Source organism: Fischerella sp. JS2, assembly GCF_032393985.1.
GTDB lineage: Bacteria > Cyanobacteriota > Cyanobacteriia > Cyanobacteriales > Nostocaceae > Fischerella.
This window is the reverse complement of record NZ_CP135918.1, coordinates 5,805,020-5,828,000: the sequence shown is the minus strand read 5'-3', so window position 1 is coordinate 5,828,000 and position 22,981 is coordinate 5,805,020. Positions and strand designations below refer to the sequence as shown.

General features: G+C 39.4%; 20 protein-coding genes and 2 pseudogenes. 11 read left to right on the top strand and 11 right to left on the bottom strand.

Annotated elements, in window-relative coordinates:
- The first annotated feature begins 111 nt into the window (after positions 1-111).
- Together RS893_RS24995 and RS893_RS24990 are read left to right on the top strand one after the other, a co-directional pair.
- Positions 112-1,629: an MFS transporter gene (locus tag RS893_RS24995; protein ID WP_315788336.1), complete on the top strand. Its 1,518-nt coding sequence runs from the start codon at positions 112-114 to the stop codon at positions 1,627-1,629.
- Positions 1,630-2,494: 865 nt separating this feature from the next.
- Entirely contained in the window at positions 2,495-4,729 is a 2,235-nt protein-coding gene (locus tag RS893_RS24990) for a nitrate reductase (protein ID WP_315788335.1), read from the top strand.
- Positions 4,730-5,012: 283 nt separating this feature from the next.
- Here the strand turns inward: RS893_RS24990 and RS893_RS24985 are convergent, their stop codons facing one another.
- A complete protein-coding gene (locus RS893_RS24985) occupies positions 5,013-6,371 on the bottom strand; it encodes a pentapeptide repeat-containing protein (RefSeq protein ID WP_315788334.1) in 1,359 nt (452 codons plus the stop codon).
- A 1,363-nt stretch (positions 6,372-7,734) separates the two neighbouring features.
- On the opposite strand from RS893_RS24985, the gene ffh reads away from it, so the two are divergent.
- From ffh to RS893_RS24955, 6 genes are all read left to right on the top strand, one after another.
- A complete protein-coding gene (ffh, locus tag RS893_RS24980) occupies positions 7,735-9,195 on the top strand; it encodes a signal recognition particle protein (RefSeq protein WP_315788333.1) in 1,461 nt (486 codons plus the stop codon).
- A gap of 217 nt (positions 9,196-9,412) precedes the next feature.
- Positions 9,413-9,673: a 30S ribosomal protein S16 gene (gene rpsP, locus RS893_RS24975; protein WP_016861838.1), complete on the top strand. Its 261-nt coding sequence runs from the start codon at positions 9,413-9,415 to the stop codon at positions 9,671-9,673.
- Positions 9,636-10,064: a KH domain-containing protein gene (locus tag RS893_RS24970; RefSeq protein ID WP_315788332.1), complete on the top strand. Its 429-nt coding sequence runs from the start codon at positions 9,636-9,638 to the stop codon at positions 10,062-10,064. Before rpsP ends, RS893_RS24970 begins: the two co-directional genes overlap by 38 nt.
- A 62-nt stretch (positions 10,065-10,126) precedes the next feature.
- The gene (gene rpsU / locus RS893_RS24965) at positions 10,127-10,303 is read left to right on the top strand and encodes a 30S ribosomal protein S21 (protein ID WP_009455158.1); all 177 of its coding nucleotides are present in this window, start codon (positions 10,127-10,129) and stop codon (positions 10,301-10,303) included.
- A gap of 494 nt (positions 10,304-10,797) precedes the next feature.
- Positions 10,798-11,751, top strand: coding sequence for a PhoH family protein (locus tag RS893_RS24960; protein WP_315788331.1), 954 nt, complete (start codon positions 10,798-10,800; stop codon positions 11,749-11,751).
- A 151-nt stretch (positions 11,752-11,902) separates the two neighbouring features.
- A complete protein-coding gene (locus RS893_RS24955) occupies positions 11,903-12,313 on the top strand; it encodes a ChuX/HutX family heme-like substrate-binding protein (RefSeq protein WP_315788330.1) in 411 nt (136 codons plus the stop codon).
- Here RS893_RS24955 and RS893_RS24950 read toward each other — a convergent pair.
- The 7 genes from RS893_RS24950 to RS893_RS24920 form a co-directional block, all read right to left on the bottom strand.
- On the bottom strand, positions 12,306-12,863 hold the full coding sequence (locus tag RS893_RS24950; protein ID WP_315788329.1) for a GTP-binding protein: 558 nt from the start codon (positions 12,861-12,863) through the stop codon (positions 12,306-12,308). The genes RS893_RS24955 and RS893_RS24950 overlap by 8 nt on opposite strands.
- Positions 12,860-13,741 carry a DUF4388 domain-containing protein gene (locus RS893_RS24945; RefSeq protein WP_315788328.1) on the bottom strand — a complete coding sequence of 294 codons (882 nt, stop codon included), beginning with the start codon at positions 13,739-13,741 and terminating at the stop codon, positions 12,860-12,862. Before RS893_RS24945 ends, RS893_RS24950 begins: the two co-directional genes overlap by 4 nt.
- Before the next feature lie 427 nt (positions 13,742-14,168).
- Positions 14,169-15,050 carry a DUF4388 domain-containing protein gene (locus RS893_RS24940; protein WP_315788327.1) on the bottom strand — a complete coding sequence of 294 codons (882 nt, stop codon included), beginning with the start codon at positions 15,048-15,050 and terminating at the stop codon, positions 14,169-14,171.
- Positions 15,051-15,739: 689 nt separating this feature from the next.
- Positions 15,740-16,204, bottom strand: coding sequence for a hydrocarbon-binding protein (locus RS893_RS24935; RefSeq protein WP_315788326.1), 465 nt, complete (start codon positions 16,202-16,204; stop codon positions 15,740-15,742).
- A gap of 100 nt (positions 16,205-16,304) precedes the next feature.
- Positions 16,305-16,892, bottom strand: a complete 588-nt coding sequence (locus RS893_RS24930) for a roadblock/LC7 domain-containing protein (RefSeq protein WP_315792091.1) — start codon at positions 16,890-16,892, stop codon at positions 16,305-16,307.
- A gap of 245 nt (positions 16,893-17,137) precedes the next feature.
- Positions 17,138-17,686, bottom strand: coding sequence for a GTP-binding protein (locus RS893_RS24925; protein ID WP_315788325.1), 549 nt, complete (start codon positions 17,684-17,686; stop codon positions 17,138-17,140).
- Positions 17,686-18,558 carry a DUF4388 domain-containing protein gene (locus tag RS893_RS24920; RefSeq protein WP_315788324.1) on the bottom strand — a complete coding sequence of 291 codons (873 nt, stop codon included), beginning with the start codon at positions 18,556-18,558 and terminating at the stop codon, positions 17,686-17,688. Before RS893_RS24920 ends, RS893_RS24925 begins: the two co-directional genes overlap by 1 nt.
- Positions 18,559-19,222: 664 nt before the next feature.
- Between RS893_RS24920 and RS893_RS24915 the strand changes: the two genes are divergently transcribed.
- Positions 19,223-19,984, top strand: coding sequence for a DUF6816 family protein (locus RS893_RS24915; RefSeq protein WP_315788323.1), 762 nt, complete (start codon positions 19,223-19,225; stop codon positions 19,982-19,984).
- A 48-nt stretch (positions 19,985-20,032) separates the two neighbouring features.
- Here the strand turns inward: RS893_RS24915 and RS893_RS24910 are convergent, their stop codons facing one another.
- Complete coding sequence (locus RS893_RS24910; RefSeq protein ID WP_315792090.1) at positions 20,033-20,479, bottom strand: DUF2243 domain-containing protein; 447 nt, start codon at positions 20,477-20,479, stop codon at positions 20,033-20,035.
- A 104-nt stretch (positions 20,480-20,583) separates the two neighbouring features.
- Positions 20,584-21,286: pseudogene (locus RS893_RS24905) on the bottom strand (IS982 family transposase); the annotation flags it as partial.
- A gap of 98 nt (positions 21,287-21,384) precedes the next feature.
- On the opposite strand from RS893_RS24905, the gene RS893_RS24900 reads away from it, so the two are divergent.
- Both RS893_RS24900 and RS893_RS24895 read left to right on the top strand, forming a co-directional pair.
- A complete protein-coding gene (locus RS893_RS24900; RefSeq protein ID WP_315788321.1) occupies positions 21,385-21,669 on the top strand; it encodes a hypothetical protein in 285 nt (94 codons plus the stop codon).
- Positions 21,669-22,346 (top strand): annotated as a pseudogene (locus RS893_RS24895) (DnaB-like helicase N-terminal domain-containing protein); the annotation flags it as partial. The gene RS893_RS24900 and the pseudogene RS893_RS24895, both read left to right, overlap by 1 nt.
- Before the next feature lie 13 nt (positions 22,347-22,359).
- On the opposite strand, the gene RS893_RS24890 reads toward RS893_RS24895, so the two are convergent.
- The gene (locus RS893_RS24890; protein ID WP_315788320.1) at positions 22,360-22,953 is read right to left on the bottom strand and encodes an HD domain-containing protein; all 594 of its coding nucleotides are present in this window, start codon (positions 22,951-22,953) and stop codon (positions 22,360-22,362) included.
- Positions 22,954-22,981 lie beyond the last annotated feature (28 nt).

Below are 22,981 nucleotides of genomic sequence, written 5' to 3'. Positions count from 1 at the left end.
CTTGGTGCCAGATGGCAAACTAGCGAACCCGAAGGGTAATGGGGAATGGGAAAAATACCGATTGCTAATTAACCACTAACCACCAATAATCAACAACTGAAGAAGGTTTGAATGCTTAAAGGATTATTATCATTTCAAGGCCGTTACCGCATCTTGCATCTAACGTGGTTTGCGTTCTTTTTATCATTTGTAGTTTGGTTTAACTTTGCTCCATTTCAAACAGCAGTAAAAGAAGCGATCGGTTTAACTGAAGGACAAGTCAGAACTATCGCTATCTGTAACGTTGCCCTTACCGTACCAGCACGTATCATCATAGGTATGGTTTTAGACAAATACGGGCCGCGAATTACTTATTCACTGTTGTTGATGTATGCAGCTATTCCCTGTATTGGCTTTGCAATGGCACAGAACTTTAGCCAGTTAGTGATTAGTCGCTTGGCATTGAGTATTGTCGGCGCTAGTTTTGTGATTGGCATTCGTATGGTTGCTGAATGGTTTCCTCCCAAAGAGATTGGCATAGCTGAGGGCATCTATGGTGGCTGGGGTAATTTTGGTTCAGCAGCAGCGGCTTTTACCCTGCCTTCTATTGCTGTAGGAACAGCATTTCTAGCTGCTGGGCAAATTAACTGGCGTTTAGCGATCGCCCTAACTGGAATTATCGCCGCTATTTACGGAGCTATTTATCTATTCAACGCTCAAGATACTCCATCTGGTAAGGTATATCAACAACCTAAACGCCACGGTGGTATAGAAGTAACTAGCCGTGGAAGTTTTTGGCTGCTGATGTTAATGAATATTCCCCTAGTCGGCATCTTAGGCGTATTAGCTTGGCGTATTGCTCAAATTGGTTTACTCAGTCAAAGTCAATTGTTAATTGTCTACCTTCTGTTAGTCGGTTTATACCTCTTCCAAGCCTATAAGTGCTGGGATGTGAATCATGAATTGATGACAGGGAAAAAGCATTATTCTCCTGATGATCGCTATAAGTTTTCTCAGGTTGCTCTACTGGAACTAACCTACTTTGTTAATTTTGGTTCAGAGCTTGCAGTTGTCTCCATGCTTCCCGGATTTTTTGAGACAAGCTTCGGTTTAAGTAAAGTGTTGGCAGGAATGATTGCTGCTAGCTATGCATTTATGAATTTGTTTGCACGTCCTGGTGGTGGCTGGATTTCTGATACTTTGGGTAGTCGTAGATGGACAATGACTGTATTGACTGCTGGTATAGGTATTGGTTATCTGCTAATGAGCGGAGTAAATAGCAATTGGTGGCTACCCCTAGCAATTCTTGTAACTATGGCTTGTTCTTTCTTTGTGCAAGCAGGGGAAGGTTCGACGTTTGCGATCGTGCCTCTAATTAAGCGGCGAGTTACTGGTCAAATAGCTGGTAACGTTGGTGCTTATGGCAATGTGGGAGCCGTGGCTTACCTCACCTTATACAGCTTGTTACCTGATGGTGAAGTCGGAAATCGAATCTTCTTCCAAACTTTGGGAGTTACTGCGCTGATTGTTACTTTCTTATGCTGGTTCTTCCTTAAAGAACCAAAGGGTTCTTTTGCTGAGCATCATGAAGGCGAAAGTCCTGAATTGGCAGCCGAAATACTCCCCGTTTTCAACGAGGAATTAAAGTAGGAGAAAAGCGCTGATTTCAGCTTTGAATAGCATTGGGGCATAACCTAAAATTCCTTGGAACTTACTTAGGATTTGCTTCTTGTCTAATATCTTGCACCATTCTCTATAAAAGCCGAATACTCTAGTTTCGTTACCAGGTTGAACCTGGTAACGAGGAGTTGGAGGCTTTACTTCCCGATTATTGAACTTGGTGTAATTTATGAATTTTGATATTAATTTTATAAATAAACTTACCAAAAACTATTTTTTCAGGCAACCGAATTAAGATATAAAGTTTCAGTTAATAAAGATTGATGAAATTTGAGTTAATAATTAATTACTATTCATGTTTAAATTGTCAGCAATCATTAACTAATTAGCTAGAAATTAATTAAGTTATTTTTTCACTCTTAGTAGCAAATTAGCTCTCTCCATAAGACTTTGAAAGATTGAATTCCTACTGTAAACATGCATTTTATTTAAAAAATATAATTAAAAACTAACTTTGATTGGCGATACATTAGATTATTTTTCTATATTAATTTGGCTCATTGTGATTGTATTTTTCAAAAATATGCATAACTATTTTTTATAAATTAAATAATATAAAATCAGTTTAAAGAATAACGAACTGTATCAGACATGACATTTTGTATTTTTGATTTACTATTTAATTGAGTAAATATACTTTTACAAGTAATTAATCGAATTTAAAGAGACTAAAATTTGCCTATTTGATATTTAATATAATCTAATTTTTGGAATGCATTTTTTCAGGAATTTAAATTAGATAGAAAAGTCTTGAAAATACAGTAATTTTTGAAACCTTCCGTCTAAAAATCTTGACTTCAATATTTAAATAATCAAGGAACATGGTGCGATTTCCATGACTGAAATTACCAAAACACTCTGTCCTTACTGTGGTGTTGGCTGTGGTCTAGAAGTTTCACCGCCAGCCCAACCAGGCAAAGCAACTCATCGAGACAGTCAAGGGAACCCAATTTGGCGCGTGCGGGGCGATAAAGCCCATCCATCTAGTCAAGGCATGGTTTGCGTTAAAGGTGCAACGATCGCTGAGTCTCTAGATAAAAACAGGTTGTATTACCCAATGGTGCGTGACTCCCTAGACCAGAAGTTTCGACGCGTGAGTTGGGATGAAGCTTTTGATTTGATCACCAAACGCATTCAAACTGTGCGTTTCACTCAGGGACCAGAAGCGATCTGCATGTATGGTTCTGGTCAATTTCAAACCGAGGACTACTACATAGCCCAGAAATTGCTCAAAGGATGCTTGGGTAGCAATAATTTTGATGCTAACTCCCGCTTGTGCATGTCTAGTGCTGTAGCTGGTTACATCCAAAGCCTTGGTGCGGATGGGCCTCCCTGTTGCTACGAAGACTTGGAATTAACTGACTGTGCATTCTTGATTGGTACTAATACAGCTGAATGTCACCCCATCATTTTCAACCGACTAGAGAAATACCACAAAAAGAACCGTAAGGCAAAAATGATTGTGGTTGATCCCCGTCGTACACCAACCGCAGAAGCTGCTGATTTACATCTAGCAATTCGTCCTGGTACAGATATCGACTTGTTGAATGGTATTGCTCACTTGTTGATGCGTTGGAACCACATTGATGTCGGGTTTATTGATGACTGTACTGCTAACTTCCCCGCCTATGCTGAGGTAATCCGTCATTATTCTCCAGAAATAGTAGCTGACCGTTGTGGGATCGATGTCAAAGATTTGGAAACAGCAGCTAGGTACTGGGGTGAATCACAACGGGTATTGTCCCTGTGGTCAATGGGTGTGAATCAATCTTCCGAAGGAACAGCTAAGGTTAGAACAATTATTAATCTGCACTTAATGACCGGACAGATTGGCAAGCCAGGGGCGGGGCCATTTTCCCTCACAGGTCAGCCCAACGCAATGGGAGGTAGAGAAGCGGGAGGCTTAGCGCATTTGTTACCTGGTTATCGCTTAGTGAAAAATCCCCAGCACCGCGCGCAAGTAGAAGAAATTTGGGGACTGAAGCGGGGGCAAATTTCACCCTATCCTGGTTTGACAGCTTGGGATATGATTACTGGCTTGGAAGATGGGACTGTCGGCTTGTTATGGATCGCTGCTACTAATCCGGCGGTGAGTATGCCAGATTTAGAACGAACCAAAGCAGCGTTGATGCGATCGCCTTTTACTATTTACCAAGACGCCTATTACCCCACAGAAACTGCTAGTTATGCTCATGTCCTCCTACCTGCTGCCCAATGGAGTGAGAAAACTGGCGTTATGACCAATTCTGAGCGTACAGTTACCCTGTGTCCAGCATTTCGCCGTCCACCAGGAGAAGCGAAAGCAGATTGGGAAATCTTTGCTGAAGTTGGGCGGAGATTGGGTTTTGTCGGGGAATTTGCCTTTGCTAACTCCGCCGAAGTTTATGCAGAGTTTGTCAAATTAACTCGCGATCGCCCCTGCGATATGACAGGATTAAGTCATGAGCAATTGCAATCCCAAGGCCCGACTCAATGGCCACACCCCATCGAAGAGATAGTTGGAGGGAAAGATGGGGAGAAAACTTCACCCCATTACAAAAGTCCCAGCACTCCGTCATCTAAAAGGCTATACACCGATCTCCGCTTTCACACCCCCGACGGACGCGCTAGATTTGGGGCATATCACTCACGGGGACTAGCAGAACCACCAGATCCTGATTATCCTTTTGTGCTAACCACTGGTAGGCTTTACGGACATTGGCATACCCAGACACGTACCGGTCGAATTGAAAAAACTCGGCAAATGCACCCCGAACCATTTATCGAAATTCATCCCCGTGATGCTGCTAGATTAGAAATTACTGATAACCAATTAGTGGAAGTGCGATCGCGCCGTGCTAAAACTTTCTTCCCCGCCAAAATTACCAAAGCGATCACCCCTGGTACAGTGTTCGTCCCCATGCATTGGGGGGCGCTGTGGGCAGACAACGCCGAAGCTAATGCCCTCACCCATCCTGAATCTTGTCCCGATTCTCTACAACCAGAATTAAAAGCCTGTGCAGTGCAGCTAATACCAGTTACAGCGCAGTTAACAGTTAACGCAAAAGTTTCAATCGCTGCAAAAATCTAATTAGCCTTTAATCATTGCTGAGTTGAAAATAGGGATTGGGGATTGGGATAAGGGGAAGCAAGATGGTTTGATACGATCCGATAAAAATTACCAATCCCTACCAACTTCTTAAACTCTTTGTGTTCTTTGTGTCTTTTGTGGTTCCTTAACATAAATATCTCTGGGTGGAAGGAATTAATTCAAATTTTCTCTACTTTTATGAAACCACCCTGAGATATTGCTACTCATGGCAGTAACAAACACGGTGGTTTACTAAAACTCTCAACAAAGAAGCGATCGCTTTTTAATCATCCTCAAAAACTGCCCCTCGTAGTTTTAACTCTAGCTTCATCTCCAAAGAAAGTCCTTGATTATATCCAAACAGAGCATTGTCTACTTTCGCTCGTGTAAATTTAACATCACTCAAATCAGTATTTCTTAAGTCAGCACCTTGGAGATTTGCATCCTCAAAATCGGCATTTCTTAAATCTGTGCGCTTATTTTTATAATTTAAAATTTCCCAAATTAAACGCCATTTATCATCTAACTTTGTTGCCTGGTTAATTTTCACACACTTTAAGTTTGCACCACTCAAATTAGCTCCACGCAAGTCAGCACCTTCTAAATTTGCATCTTCTAAATTTGCATCTTCTAAGTTGGCATGAGCTAATATAGCACCCACCAACTGTGTACCACAAAGGTTAGCATTCTTCAGGTTGGCATTTCTCAGTCTGGCCCCACTCAACTGAGTATTTTTGAGAACAGCACAGCTAAGATTGGCATAATTTAACTTAGCACTGCTCATGTAAGCATTACTTAAGTTTGTATTGACCAATTGAGCATTGTTCAAATTACCATTCCACAAATACACACCAATTAGATTAGCTTTAGTAAGATTTGCACTTATAAACCGAGCATCACTAAGGTTAGCACTGTTGAGGTTTACATCCACTAACTCAGCATTGCTCAAGTCGGCACTACTAAGATTAGTATGTTCAAGATTTGCATTGCTGAGATCAGCACCTATTAGTTGAACGCTACTAAGATTAGCACTCACTAACTGAACACTTACAAGTTTTGTACCGCTAAGATTAGCATCACTGAGGTTAGCGTAGTTAAGATTAGCCTTGCTGAGGTTAGCACCACTGAGATTCGCTCCATTCAGGTAAACATTGCTAAAATTAACACCTACCAATTCAGCATCACTTAAGTTAGCAAGAATTAAGCTTGCAGTATTTAAATCTTGACCTATTATTTCCTGATTGATTTTTGTTTGAAGTATATTTTTGTTCACATCATTTTCTTGAATTTGGTTAATTTTCAAATTTTTAACATTGCTATTTTTAAAAAAATGATTGAACAAAAAATTATAATTTCCGAAATTATTGAAGAGTTTGTGAAGTGATTTATTTAGCAATATTTTTTGATTAAAACCCACAAGAAAAATGGCTAATATAAAACTCACAATTATTACAAAGAGAGATGGTTCACCATTTGTCATCAGCAGCATCATTATCAAACCTAAGCTAATTAAAGTCATTTGCAAAACCGATAAAATTAATTTTGCTTTAGCTTTTTTACTAAAATTAATCTTTTTACGATTGGCTATAGTCATGCTAATATCCTCCATTCTCTTCGGAAAATCAACTAAAAGTAATATCAAAGATAACTATGAGTGAAAATATAAATATTTTTTTTCATAAGAAAATTCACAACCTCTGATACTAAAACTAATGTAATTTTAGAAAATCAAGGCTATGTTTCCTAATTAAAAGTTAAGAGTAAAAACATTGATAAAATCTATTACTTAATTCAAAAATTAAGTAGAATATGCCTTCTAGCTTAGCAATCTAGAATGAATTAAGAATAAATTGATAGAATTTAACCCATGATAAGTAGTAATAATTTTTACACTTTTATCTGAAACTTTCCAGATGTCAATAGGCAAAAATTATTTTTTGTCGGTAAAATTTTGTATTTGATTTAGCCTGTGTAGGCTAATTTGTACTTAAAATTAAGATACTATAAAGTTTTTCCCATAAGCCATCTGTCTTAAGAATAGAGATTGGGAAAGGATTTTTATGTGATCGCTGTGTGATTGATCACATGAGTGTCGAACTTGAAAATAGGGGACTCTTAACGGGGAATAGGGAACAGGAAAGAGGTATTTACATCTCAAGGTTAGTGGAATTTTTTCATGAGAGGCTATTTCGAAAATAAAAATAGGGGATTCTTAACAGCCAACTCATGAGCCATCTGTGTTATCTTTGGTCGATTTTTCCTTCCCTTGTTGTGGGCTATTGCCTGTAGGGGTCTAGCTTGAGAGTAATTCAAGATTAAATTGTTATATATAGATATAGTTATATTACTTTAATGCCAAATAACGCTAATCTAGCTCTTGCTGTCTCAGTATCTGTCTTTCAAAGAAACTACAATATAGTAATTGTTGTTTTGTCTTCAAATTTCGATATCTAAAAACTTATCTAAAGTAATAGCTCTAAATAGCTATTTATTGAAAACGCTTATTTACATCTCAATTTAAATTGAGACTCATTGATGAGACCAGAATAAAAAACATCAGAGTTAGCTCCATCTGACAAAGGAAGAGATATAATCTAAGATTACACAATAATTTTAATAATTATATGACAACACAAGAGCTTACTTATACTATTTTGTACTTAATCAGTTTTGATTATTCTCAAAAATATTGAAGTAAAAAATAATCTAAGTGTAAAATTCATTATATATACATTCAATTACATACGTATTTCATGGCAACACTTAGAGAGCAAAACTACTAAGCTGGTAAATAGCACCTTCAAAAATCTACCAGAATTTCTAGTCTTGTGATTTAGAATTGGCTAAAGTCTGTCTCAGGCAAAAGCCCATAAACCAGTGAACAGTGAACAGTTATCAGTGAACAGACTGATGGTGGAAAATTTAAACCTAAATACGAAGATGCGCTCTTTACTGATAACTAAAACTGTTATATAGCTAACTACCTGTAAACAAATTTAATTGCTATGTTTGATGCACTTGCTGACCGTTTAGAAGCTGCTTGGAAAAAACTGCGGGGACAGGACAAAATATCCCAATCTAATATTCAGGATGCTTTACGGGAAGTCCGCCGCGCCCTGTTGGAGGCAGATGTCAATCTCCAGGTAGTTAAAGAATTTATTAGCGAAGTTGAAGCTAAGGCGCAGGGAGCCGAGGTTATTACTGGCGTGCGTCCTGACCAACAGTTCATCAAGATTGTTTACGATGAATTGGTTCAGGTCATGGGGGAAACAAATGTACCCCTAGAACAAGCACAAAATCCCCCCACGATAGTTCTAATGGCTGGGTTGCAGGGAACAGGTAAAACTACTGCAACTGCTAAGCTGGCTTTACACCTACGTAAAATTGATCGCACTTGCTTGATGGTAGCAACAGACGTGTATCGTCCAGCAGCGATCGAGCAACTGGTCACACTGGGTAAACAAATTGACGTACCAGTGTTTGAAATGGGAAGTGATGCTGACCCTGTAGAAATAGCTCGTTTGGGTGTAGAGCGCGGCAGGGCCGAAAACATTGACACTGTAATTATTGATACTGCCGGACGTCTGCAAATAGACGCAGATATGATGGCAGAACTAGCTCGGATCAAAGAAGTCGTCCAACCCCACGAAACTCTCTTGGTTGTGGACGCCATGACTGGTCAAGAAGCAGCTAATCTGACTCGTACTTTTCACGAACAAATTGGTATTACTGGTGCAATTCTCACCAAGCTGGATGGTGATAGTCGTGGAGGGGCAGCGTTATCAGTACGCAGAATCTCAGGAGCGCCAATTAAGTTTGTTGGTGTTGGTGAGAAAGTCGAAGCTCTGCAACCATTTTATCCCGATCGCATGGCTTCGCGAATTCTTGGCATGGGCGATGTTCTCACTTTGGTGGAAAAAGCCCAACAAGAGTTTGACTTGGCTGATGCCGAGAAAATGCAAGAAAAAATTCTCGCGGCCAAGTTCGACTTTACCGACTTTCTTAAGCAACTACGCTTGCTGAAAAACATGGGTTCCTTGGGTGGCATCCTGAAGCTAATTCCAGGGATGAATAAACTGAGCAGTGATCAGTTGCAGCAAGGAGAAACTCAGCTCAAGCGCTGCGAAGCAATGATCAATTCCATGACCCAAGAAGAACGCAAAAATCCAGATTTATTGGCTAGTTCGCCTAGTCGACGACGACGGATTGCAGGCGGAAGTGGTTACAAAGAAGCGGATGTCAGTAAGCTAGTAAGTGACTTCCAAAAGATGCGTTCTCTCATGCAGCAAATGGGCCAGGGTAGCTTTCCTGGTATGCCGGGAATGTTTGGCGACGGTATGGGCAATCCTGTAGCTGCTGGGGGCAATCGTCCTACTCCTCCCGGATGGCGGGGTTATAGTAGCGGTGCTAGTAGCAAAAAGAAGCCCAAGAAGGATAAAAAGAAGAAAGGCTTTGGTACTTTATAGTTAAGGATCAATGGTCATTGGTTATTAGTTCTTAGCCATTGGCTTTTGACAAATAACAATTGACAATTGACAATTGACAATTGACTAATAGCAGTTAAGCCCGTGCAAGTGCTAAAATTAGCATTCTAGTATGCAAGTTATGATCTTCTTTAAAAGAAGAACTAACACAAACTGACTGCCAACTCGTTGCTAACAATAGGAGAATAGTCCCTCAATCATGATTAAATTGCGCTTGAAGCGATACGGTAAAAAGCGGGAAGCGAGCTATCGCATAATTGCTATTAACAGCCTTGCTCGCCGCGATGGTCGTCCCCTGGAAGAACTGGGATACTACAACCCCAGAACCGATGAAGTACGACTAGATGTTCCCGGGATCGTCAAGCGACTACAACAAGGTGCCCAACCGAGTGACACCGTGCGTCGCATCCTACAGAAAGCCAATGTCTTTGAACAGGTCAGTGCAAAAGCCGCTTCCTAAGTTTGTCACAAAATCCCCAACAGTAAGTCCTGACTACGTTGGGTTAGTACGTTTTTTAATGCAGCCGTTTTTAGAATTTCCTGAGTCTTTGAGCGTCGATTGTGAAATGTATCACACCCGTAAGCGAGCTTGGATTCGCATCGCTTTTGAAAGCACAGACAAAGGTAAAGTGTTCGGTCGGGGAGGACGCAACATCCAGGCGATTCGTACAGTCATTGCTGCTGCTGCTGAAGCTGCTGGTCACTCAGTATACTTAGATATCTATGGCAGTAATGGTGTTAGTCGAGAGAACGCTGCTTTTGAAGAAGAGGGAGAAGAGCGATTGCCCCCGAAATCAAGAGAAAGACGCGCTAACGGAAGCCGTCCTGTGATTAAATCTCGTTCCCACTAGGTCTAAACATACAACTGGAGTAAGTGACTCAGATAATCTCTGTAAGGAGGTGAAACCAGAGAGTGGCTGAAGTCCGTTTGGGTGAAAATGAGTCGATTGACTCGGCACTAAGACGCTTTAAAAAGAAAATTCAAAAAGCTGGAATTTTATCTGAAGTCAAGCGCCGAGAAAGATACGAAAAACCTAGTCTGCGCCGCAAGCGCAAAGAGGAGGCTGCACGTAAAGGTAGTCGCTACTAAGACTAAAAGCTTTTAGCAGTCTGTAGTTAGCAATTAACTACAAAGTTGACAGCTGGATTAGAGGTTTGCAAACAGTTGTTGTAGTCAAACCCATATAAAGTGAAATGCTTGACTTTCCCACCCCTAGAAACCCCTAAACAGGGGTGGGTTTTCATAGGATTTTATTTAACCCTTTATAACCAAAAAATTGCAAATTGCAGGTTAGTCAAAACTAGGAAATTAATAGCTTTAAAGTAGAAATTGAACAAAGTAAATGTTTTTAATCTACCCTTCGGCCAAGGCAAAGGGCACAGAGAGCGGCTAATTGCTTACGATATTATAATTATGCTTCGCTGTTAGGTATTGAGCATTGGGAAAATCATCATTTTCTTAATTATCAATTACCCATTACCCATTACCGATACCGAAGCATAACATAAGTGTTTAAGCGGACATGTTACTTATTAGAACAGTAATTTCTGTAAATATAAGCTATTGGTAATACAGTAAAAACTATGGCAGATGCCTTAACAATTGAACTGCCGAATATTGCAAGTGCAATCACTCTAGCTGGACAAGGAGAAGAAAATCTTAAAACTCTGTCTAAGCAAACAGGGGCCAAGCTGGTGCTGCGAGGACAGGAACTACATATTTCTGGAACAGACAAACAAGTTGATTTGGCTTGTCGATTAGTGCGATCGCTCGAATATCTGTGGAGCAAAGGTAATATTGTTTCTAGTGCTGATATTCTCACTGCTCGTCAAGCTTTAGACACTCATAGAGAAGATGAACTGCGAGATTTGCAAAAAGATGTCCTGGCTAAAACTCGTCGAGGCGAAGAAGTCCGCGCTAAAACTTTTCGGCAAAAGCAATATATCCAAGCCCTACACAAGCATGACATGATTTTCTGTACCGGGCCTGCTGGTACGGGTAAGACCTTCCTGGCGGTAGTTGTAGCAGTACAAGCACTTCTGGCTAACCAGTATGAAAAGCTAATTCTCACTCGCCCTGCTGTTGAAGCAGGTGAAAAACTTGGTTTTTTGCCAGGAGACTTGCAACAAAAAGTCAATCCTTATCTGCGTCCACTTTACGATGCCATCAATGAATTTATCGATCCAGAAAAAGTACCATCATTGATGGAAAGAGGTGTGATTGAAGTTGCTCCTTTAGCTTACATGCGGGGGCGCACACTCAATAATGCCTTTGTGATTGTGGATGAAGCCCAAAATACTACAACTTCCCAGATGAAAATGGTGTTGACTCGCTTGGGTTTTAACTCCCGTATGGTCGTCACAGGCGACATTACACAAGTTGATTTACCATTGCATCAAGAATCTGGGTTGACAATGGCAATCAAGATTTTGAGGCATGTGGAAGGAATCGCTTTTTGTGAATTTAGCCAAAAAGATGTCGTACGCCATGCCCTAGTTCAACGTATTGTGAATGCATACGAACAGTATGAAAAGTAGTGATTGGTTATTGGTTAGTGGTTAGTGGTTAATGGTTAGTAGTAAAAATACTAACAACTAACAACTAACAACTAACAACTAATGTACAGACGCGAGGAACATCGTGTCTCTACCCACTAACTACTAACTATTAATAAAGGACAAATGACAAATGACAAATACATTAAAAGAATTTTTGGAAGCTTGCGAAACTTTGGGAACTTTGCGTTTAATTGTCACTAGCAGCGCCGCAGTATTGGAAGCACGGGGCAAAATCGAAAAGTTGTTCTATGCAGAGTTACCTAAGGGTAAATACGCAAATATGCATACAGAAGGTTTTGAATTTCACTTAAATATGGACAAAATTACTCAAGTGAAATTTGAAACAGGTGAAGCGAAACGGGGTAATTTCACCACTTATGCAATCCGATTTATAGACGATAAACAGGAACCTGCTTTGAGTCTATTTTTACAGTGGGGTAAGCCGGGTGAGTATGAACCGGGGCAAGTAGAGGCTTGGTACACTCTCCGGGAAAAGTATGGAGAAGTTTGGCAGCCTGCACCCTTGGCAGAGATTAGTTAATAGTTGTTTGTTGATAGTTGTTTGTTGTTTCTAATTGTTCAACAAGTACAATCAAAGCCTGGAAAACCGAGGCTTGTTCGGTAGGGTTTACAGCAATCAGAGGCGGTCGACTGGCTTCATGCAAAAGTCCCAAAGCGATCGCCACATCTTCCATCTCCCAAGCATCTGCATAATCTGTGTGTGTCAGCCCAATCAACATCGGAATCTGCACCCGTTGCTTCATAAAATTCAGAATCCGACGACCATGACGGAAATCCTGAGGACGGTGAGCATTCACTAAGAGAATATACGCATGGGCTTTGTTAATCAAGATGTCCCACATAAAGTCAAATCGCAGTTGTCCTGGTGTGCCATAAAGGTGCATTGCTTGGTTTGGTGCAAAGGTGAGACGGCCAAAATCCAACGCTACCGTAGTGTTTGCCTTTATTTGTGCTGCTTCATCCGTAGTTCTTTTATCGGTATCAACCACTTCAATCTCACTAATTGTGCGAATTAAGCTGGTTTTACCTGCACCAACGCTACCCGTGACGACAATGCGAATGGTGTTCATGAAATATTGCTCCTTAAATACCCAACCAGATTGTCCAGAAAAGAAGTAACTATTTTGAGCATTTCTGGTTCTATGAATTTTTTGTTTCCTAGAGCAGAAGAATTTACACAGTTAACATCCAAAGGATAGTCATTTAGTTCTGGCGTAGATGTTGATAAAGGAACTTCTTCTACTAAACCAGCAATCTTGAGTCGCAAAGCTGCTTGCTGAATTAAAGTAACTGGTTGGTTGAGTTGATGAGCGATCGCACTCAAAGAAACCCTACCATTAGCAAATTCCCATACCTGCCACTCCAAAGCGTGCAAGTGAAGGAGTGGTTTAGTTTGAGTAATACTGTGTAGAGCCGAACTAGCATCTGGCAAAGCATCAGCTAAGGCGTCCCAGTTTTTTAAAGTTCTCAGAGCCATCAGCGCCACTTCTGTAGCCCCTAGACTTAACCCTGTCATTTCTTTACTTGGCTGCGGCGCTCTGCTATCTAGTTTAAATACACCTTTTTGAATTTCAAAAAGCTCTCGAATTTGCTGTAGCTGACTGGCAAATAACAAATTTAGTTGCTCGCCATTTAGCACTCCTGCTGTTTTTAGTTGTAAACCAAGGGGTGTTCTTGCTGATGCGATCGCATTATATCCATCTATAATTTGCGGCTTTACCCACTTACGTTGTTTAATTTTACTAATTAAACCTTGATTATCTAAGCTATTTGCCGCAGCAACTAAACGTCCTTGTCGAAACCAGATGAAATAATATTTGGATGTTGCTCCTGCGCCATGACTATCTAGTAATTTACAGACAGTTAAGCAGCCAGACTTTCTTCCTTGGTCTATGATTTGAAACAATTCAGCCAAGGAAAAATCCGTCAATGAACTAGATATGCTCATTTATTCAAGTATTCTCAAAAAGTTGTTTTTCTAAACTTACACCCTGGTAATTTATGACGATGCTTATTGCAAGTTTTATACATAAATTCATAGTGAAACTTATGCTTAAACTTTCGTATTAATTAATGAGTATTATATACAGTTTATTATTAAAATCCTGAATTTTTACTTATTTTTTTTAATTTATGGATTTTTGTTTATTTTTTTAACCAATTTATTTATTCATTATGATGTTTGTTGCTTGATTTTTCATACCTTGTAACTAGCCCTGAGTACGCGATCAACTGAAGTGCAAGGCTCATAGTTAAAGTCCATTAAATTGCAGACTTCGTCTCTCGATTACTGCGACTAGTACAAGTTATCAGTTAAAACTGACTCAGATATATATCTAATAAGCTAATCGTAAACTTGAGGTTTTAGATGATTTTTATGAAATATTGCTCTTTAGATATCCACATAGGTTTTGTAAAAATGAGGTATTTATCTTGAACGTTTCCGGCTGTGTGAATTTTGTCTTTGCCAAACTAGAGGAATTTACCTCATTAACATCTAGAGGATAATTTTTCAGTTCTAGGATAGATGACGATAAAGGAACTTCTTCTACTAAACCAGCAATCATTAGTCGGAAAGCTGCTTGCTGAACTAAAGCTGGTGGTTGATTAAGTTGATGAGCGATCGCACTTAAGGAAATACTGCCATTTGCAAATTCCCATATTTGCCATTCCAAAGGTTTCAAGTGGAGATGCGGTTTGTTTTGAATAATGCTGCACATAGCAGAACTAGTATTTGGAACTGCATCAGCTAAAGCATTCCAATTTTTTAGCGTTCGCAGAGCCATCAAAGCAACTTCTATTGCCCTAACGCTTAATCCTGTCATCTCTTTACTTGGCACAGGTGCTTTGCTATCGAGTTTGAAAACACCTTTTTGAATTTCAAAAAGCTCCCGAATTTGCTGTAATTGACTGGCAAATAATAAATTGAGTTGCTTAGCATTCAACAATCCTGCTGTTTTTAGGCATAAACCAAGGGGTGTTCCTGTCTCTGTATTAGTATAAAATTTATCTATGACTTGTGGCTGTACCCATTTACGCTGCCTAATTTTACCGATTAAACCCTGACCATCCAAGCAATTTGCCGCAGCGACTATACGTCCTTGCCGAAACCAAATAAAGTAGTATCGGGATTTCGCTGCTGAAGTATTCTCATCTGACAATTTACAGACAATTAAACAACCCGATCTTCTTCCTTGATCTATGATTTGAAACAACTCAGCCAAGGAAAAATCCGCCAGAGAACTATGTAGGCTCATGATTTCAAGTATTTTAAAAATCTATTTTTCCGAATTTGCACCCCGGAATTTATGCTTGTGCTTGCTGCGAGTTTTATACCTAATATTTTTGGAAATTTTATTTTTGCTGAAGCTCTCGCAACTATAAGAGTATTATATAGAATTTATAACGAAAGCTTACTGTTTTTTGCTTATTTTTTTGACAATTAAGAAATTTTTCTTAATTTATTTGAGAGTATTTACTTTAATATTATATTTTTTGATTAATATATTGATTTTTATAATTTCACGTCTTATATGAATTGAAGAAGCAATATAAGGTTTTTTGGGAATTGTCCAGTTTGATTTTGGTTAATTAACACAGATGCCCACTGAGTAATCTATAGTATTCCTAAATCATTCGTGAACAAAAATATCCCCGACTTCTACCCTCTGGGAAGCTACCTTAAGGGTGTTTACAAGAAGTCAGGGATATGGCTTTCTCAATTTTTATAAATCAGATATGATTGCTATATCTGTGCTTATCTGTGTGCATTTGTGTTCGTTTTTCCTCTAATAAAGTTCATTGTAAAATAAATATCAACAAATTAAATTGATTTCTGGTAGTGCAGGGTATGTGAATAATGCACCCTGAAATATTATTTTGCTTTCACTTGGTAGTAGTGGGAAGTTATTAGTAAGCAATATCAACTAACAACGAAACAATTAACCTATGACAATTTGGTAAATTCAAATACATCATATTTGCCACCGCGCAATACAGATTCGGTATGCTTGCCTTGCAGGCGTTGATTAAAAGTTTGTTCTAGTACACCCCAAATAGCACCAAGAGTATAAGTACATTTACGCTGTGAACCTTGGGGTTCGCCCGCAGAACATAAGGTTTCTGATGTATTTACCTTGATTACCTCATTATTTTCTTGGAAAATTTTCTCGACTATACACAGACAAGTACCATCTTTACCCAAAACATGATTGAGTTTGTCGGCCAGTTCCTCTAAGGACATTGACGAGTTTGCTAGGTTTAATTCTTGAGCTAAGGTTTTGCCACGATAACGACCTGCCGCAGTTAAAGCGATCGCAGTTGCTTTTTCGCCCAAAGCTTCTTCCATACCTGTAATTGCTGCTTTAAAACAGATAATACTGCTAAAATCCCCTAAGGTAGGACGTAACATCTGTGATGCTCCTGTAAATTTAATGCAATTTGAGATGGGAAACTTAAGAAATGAAATTGGTAATCCAAACACTTGTGTATGGACTGTTTTGTGTTTCTAGTCAGGCTAACAAAGGCGCAATTCTAGATACAGCGCGTTTGACTTCTAGAAACAGTAAACCTTGTTTGACTCCTGCACCAGCAAGTACTAATAAAACTGCATCACTACCACAAGCAACTAAGACGCCGTAGCCTTTTTCTCCTTCCACAACAATACGTTCTACATTGCCACGAACCAGTTCACGGCCAATGCGTTCACCCAAGGACAGCATAGATGCAGACATAGCAGCAGTTCGTTCTTCATCCATCCCACCTGGTAACACAGAAGCCAAAGCTAAGCCATCTGGACTTACTAAAGCCGCACCTTGAACATCAGAGGTTCCAGACACAAAGTTTTGCAGTTCGTCTTGCAACATTGAGACGTTAATCATGAATTTGTCCTCTACAATATTTAATACAGATGCATGAGTCTTCTGGGCTGTTGTTGTGAATACAGAGTCTACTGTTACCACTGGTAACGAGTGTGCTGTATTTTCCGCAATTGTTGATTCTGGTAAATGTGTTTTTGTTAACAAGTGTGATTCTAGCGACACAGAGGGTTTTTTCTGAAATGCCCTGGTAAGTAGCTTTAGTAAGTAGCCCAGAGGCATAGCAGTTAAACAGCAGACTATGAATAGCGTGATGGCGATCGCATCATCTGCGGTCAATAGCTGACTCCAAGAATTGAGACAACTCAAGTACAAGTAACAAGGAAAATTCCGGATAACAGGATAAAAATTGTTACTTGTCTTATCTTTTACTAAGACAGGCAGAGGGCAGAGGGCAGAAGGCAGAAGGCAGAGGGCAGAAGGCAGAAGGTAAAGATTTACAAAAAACGTTACACAAGTCAAACTTGTTATTCTGTGGAATACTGGTAATATTTAGCAAATTCTTCCAACAAGGCAATTAAACTTTTTTTTACAGAAGCAGCTTGTGTAGGATTAATAGATATTATCGGTAATCTGTTGTTTTCGTCTAATAGTCCCACAGCTAAGGCTATATCTTCCATCTGCCAAGCATCAGGGCAATCTGTATGAGTTAACCCTATTAAACATGGTATTTGTACTCGATGCTTCATAAACTGAAGAATTTTTCGGCTATGGCGCAGATGTTCTGGACGGTGTGCATCAATTAGCAAAATGTAGGCATGGGCTTTCTGAATTAAGATATCCCACATGAAATCAAAGCGTGCTTGTCCAGGTGTGCCATAAAGATGTAGCGATTGGTTGGGTGCGATAGTTAATCGCCCAAAGTCTAATGCAACTGTAGTTTTGTCTTTCAGGAGTGCAATTTCATCAGTTGCTTTTCTATCGGTATCTACCGTTTCTATTTCACTGATGGTACGAATCAAGCTTGTTTTACCTGCACCTACGCCTCCAGTTACTACAATGCGTAGGATTTCCATCAATTATTACTCCTCAAAAAGCCAACGAGATTCTGTAGAAATAAAGTGCTGAGCTTGATTGTTTCCATGACTGGAGATTGTCGTAATTCAAAGGAATTAACTAAGTTTAAATCTACTGGGTAATCACTCAGTTCTAGTGTTGATGATATCAAGGGAAATTCTTCCACTAAACAAGCTAATATTAACCGAAAAGCTGCTTGCTGAACTAAAGCTATTGGTTGATTGAGTTGAGATGCGATCGCACTTAAAGCAACACTACCATTAGCGAATTCCCACACCTGCCACTCTAAAGCATGTAAATGAATTTGTGGTTTACCTTGGGCAATACTGCGTATAGCAGAACTAGCATCTGGAAGTGCATCAGCTAATATTTTCCAGTTTTTTAGTGTTCTTAAAGCCATGAGAGCTACTTCTGTAGCCTTCAGACTTAACCCTGTCATTTCTTGAGTAGGCAAAGGTGCTTTGCTATCAAGTTTGAATACACCTTTTTGAATTTCAAATAACTGTCGCACCTGATGAAGTTGACTTGCAAATAATAAATTTAATTGTTCAGTGTTGAGTAATCCTTGTGCTTTCAGATATAAACCAAGAGGCTTGTCAGTGGAAAATATTTGTCGATATTGTTCTATTAATGGCTGATTTAACCACTTTCTTTGAGTAATTTTGTAGACTAAACCCTGACCATTTAAGCGATTAGCTGCTGCAACTACACGCCCCTGTTTGAACCAAATGTAATAATATTGCGATTTCGATTCAGGAGTATGAATATCTGGTAAAGTACATACACTTAAACACCCAGATTTTCTGCCTTTGTCAATTATTTGAAATAACTCAGCCAAAGAAAAGTCAGTGAAGGAACTAGATAAGTTCATTAGTTCATCCAAACATAAATAAAGTAATTTATGAAAGATTACACCCTAATAACTGAATATCCTGTCGGTTTTAACTGACTACTATTCAACAATGAGAAGTTCTCGGTTCTCAATTAAATTCACATCTTACTTTAACAACTTTTTACCAATAAGCAAGGTTGATAATTGCTATTTTGCAAAATTATTTACATTTTTGTTGTCACATCATTCAGAAGTATAAATATAGAATTCGCTTATTAGAATGAGTAATTTTACTAATTAAACTATTTATTTTTGATATGTTTTCAGTAATAACACTAGAAAAACGATTTTACAAGTATAAATTAAAACTTTAAATTTTATCTGTTTATACTTCTTAAGCACTTAATGGATACTAATATCAAGCAAAAAAGCATCAATTTACATTACTTTTAGACAAAACATGTAGAAAATACGCAGGCTTAGCCAAATTATGAGTCTTTTTCTCATTCAGCTTCTTTAAGCAGAAAAACAGACTTTGAAGACCACACACACTTCAGTAGTTTTGTCATCAGGCAATGTTTTTATTGAGTTTGTTTATTGGATAGCTAAATTTAGTAACGAAATTGCAACATAATTTCTAATTAGATGAGCTTTTAATCTAAAAAAAATTTACACTTTGCAAATTATTGTGCTGATAGTTAACATGAGGAAAATCTGGAGTTTTTGCTTGATTTTTTTATTCCTGCTGTGGAGTGGAGATGCAAAAGCAGGAGAATTAGCCAAACGTTTAGATAGTTTCCCTATTTGGGAAAAAATAACTTCCACAAAACCTGCTGTGGGAGATTTAGTATATCCTGACTGGATGGCGGGTGATTGGCAACTTGTTAGCACCCTTGTAGATATGGTTGCACCTTTAGCTCCTGATATTGTCACTCCTGGGTTTGAGGGAAATCGTCAGTATCTGAATCGACCTCTTAAATTTCCAGTAAGATTTGTACGAGAAACCACACCTGTTGCTGGGTTAAAAATTAATTCTGTTGCAAATACTAAATCAGCAGTAGTTGCGGATAGAGCGTTTAACGGATTAAATTTGGCACGGGCTTATTTGGGCGACGCAGCTGTCATCTGTGTCAAAGTAGATCCAGATTCACCCAATCGGCAGATAACCTTTTTACGTCATGAACGCCAGCTAGTTTCAATTGTTTCTGCACGGGCTACAGAAACTACATCCGATGGTAGGTTTATAACAACCGAAGTTTTTCAACAACTATTTAAAGGTGGTGGACGTCCCTATTTCAACTCTGTAGAATCTACAACTGCTTACCGCAATTTATCTACTGCTAATCCAGCTATAGAAGGGGATCAAGTTACTGCTGTTTACCTTTCACCACAAGATCCCGATTATTTTAAAGCTGGTTCTCGTCCAGTTGCTTTGTATAGGTATCGCTTGGAATTTTTTCGATAGTTGATACCATTTCACAAAATTCTTGAGACAAATCTTCCCCCTTGTTACCTACTTATCAGTTGTTTGGGGAAAGGCTTGTAGCATGAACCACCCAATTACAATTAGCAACACACCGCTACCTAAAAATCCTAAATCCCAAGCTAATTGATGCACTCCTGTTTTGACATGATGAATACCAAGAATTTGATGGTCTATTAATCCTTCAACTAGGTTCAATAATCCACCACCGATGAGTAAAGATCCAACGAAGGTATTTGCTGACCAAGGTACATCATCGCGTCCTCCGGCACGCCATAGCAACACCACTCCGATAACGGTTATTATCCAGTCCAACGCATGAAACAAACCGTCCCAAACCATGTTTAAATCTATGTTAGATTTGCTGACCAAGGGTTGAATGCTGCTTAACATATGATGCCATTGCAAAATCTGATGCAGCAGAATACCATCAACGAACCCTCCTAGTCCCAAACCTGAAAAAATTCCAGCAGCAATTAGGGGAGTGCGGTTGTTGCTAGTCTGTTTAACGTGAGTTCGACGAACTAAAAAATGGCAGGAGGCAGGGCAGGCAAATCTTTTGGATAAATGTCAATCGACGGTTAATTGGGCAAATAGGTGTAAGCAGCCAAACCAGCCATCAGATTGACCAAAAAGTTAAACACACTGCGAGGTCGAGGGTGTTCAATTTGACACATATTTTTGAGATGGTCGTTAACAGACTCAATTACTGCGCGTTTGCGTAAAAGAATTTTCTCAATCATTTTTACCAAACGGTTTTTCATCTTCTTTTTAGATTTAGTAACTAACTGTAACCCTCGTTGATATAGTTCCTCAAAAAGTTTTTGTGAGATATATCCCCTGTCACCAAATAGTTGAGCCAGTACGTTGGGCGGCTCTGCCGACTTGAAGCAACTGGCGTTACCAATCAAGTCCTTAGTCATGTCTGGGACTGGTTGACGGTCATCAACATTTGCAGGAGTTAGTTTGAATGCCAACAATTCTCCACAGTCGTTAATAATTAAATGAAGTTTAAAGCTGAAGTGCCACCCTACCGAATTCTTACCCCATTTAACTAATCCTTTAAACACTTTCTTTATGTGCATGGGAGCGACAATTGTGACAAACATCTATTGGGGTCAAATCGATAAAACTAATCCCTGTAACCTTTCCCGTGCGTGTATGTAAGAAACAACACAATAATATCAAACACCAAGGCATCAGTTCCACAAACCTTGTGTAGCTGACTAAGTTGGGAAACGCCTCACGCCAGCTTTTTAGCACGTGCAACGTGTAAAACTCCTCTGAAACCCTTGTCAGGCAAAGATCCTAGCATCTCTCAGATCAATCATACTTATTCAGATTTTATAAAGACTCTCTCAGAAGAGGAGCGAGCGAATTTTTTGAATTTTTGTCAGGAAAAGACAAAGAACCTTAGCCAAGAAGTAAATGACATTGAAGCTTGGCTGGCACATAAAAACAAAGCCGGACAAAACCGTTGGGAGATTTATTACGAAAAGTATCTAGCTTCAAAACAAGCACAAGTCAAAAAAACTAAAACTCAGGTTGCAGCCAAAAATGCTCTAGACGAATTTCGCCGAGAACTTGAACAACAGCAGCGACAGGCTCAGAGAGCTTGGGAAGAGTCGCAAAGCCAAAATCGTGAGAATAACGGAGGTACGACGTGATTGGCCTTGACCGACTACCACCCCAAAACATCGAAGTAGAGGAAGCGATTTTAGGCGGGATAATGCTTGACCCAGAAGCAATGGGTAGGATAAGCGATTATTTGGTTCCAGAAGCTTTTTATATCAATCCCCACAAAGATATTTACCAAGCAGCGCTATGTCTTCATAACCAAGGCAAACCTACAGATTTGCTCTCTGTTACAAACTGGCTTGCTGAGCGTGATTTACTTACACCCATTGGCGGCAGAAATAAACTTGCGTCCCTTGTAGACCGCACGGTATCAGCAATCAACATCGACGCTTTAGCAGCGTTGATCATGGACAAGTATTTGCGGCGGCAGTTGATTAAAGCCGGGTTAGAAATTGTGCAGCTCGGCTATGACACAGAAACTGAGTTGCCGATTATACTTGACCACTCAGAACAGAAAATTTTTCAAATTTCTAATGAAAGATTTTGTACGAACACTGAGCATAACAGCACAATTACTGCTGCTGCTTACTCAGAATTAGAGTCATCCAACCCTATTTACCCAACAGGACTGCATGACTTAGACAAATTGATAGTGGGATTTGAAGGCGGCACACTCACCATAGTTGCAGGCAGACCTTCAATGGGGAAGTCTTTTATTGCTAGCTTTTTAGCTCTCCAGATGATACTGCTCCACAATCTGCCTGTCGGAGTTTGTTGCTTCATATCGAAGCAACTTGCTCCAATTGTGCAATAACTCTCCCTAATTCCTCACTCAGAAAACTTGACCCCGCTTCAGTATACACTGCTAACAAACTGCGATAGTACCAGAGTGTTCCTTCTTTACCTCCTTTAAATTTATTCCAAACAGTTTCTCCTTGGAGATACCAATCCGTTAAAATTGAACGGGCATTGTGTAATTTATCAGCTTGGGAAACTCGTTGCACTTCAGGACAAACATGACGCATTCGTTCTATATATTCTTGTTTACGTTCTTTCCAAGGAGGTTTGGGAATAACTTCTGATTCAGTACACCCATCAACAATACTGACTACTTTTTCCCCAAACTGTTGACGAATTTCTTCACGAGTTTTTGCCCCACCTTGGTCTTCTATTGCATCATGGAGTAGAGCTGCGATCGCTTCATCTTCACTACCACCATCTTCTAATACTAGTGCTGCCACACTCAACAGGTGACTAATGTAGGGAATATCACTACCTTTTCTGAATTGGTTAGCATGGAGTCGAGTTGCATAGACTAAGGCTAACTCAAAGCGGTAGGTTAATTTGGGTTTTTTTAAGGCGTTTGAACTCATGATTTTTTCGGTATGTATTTATATAGGC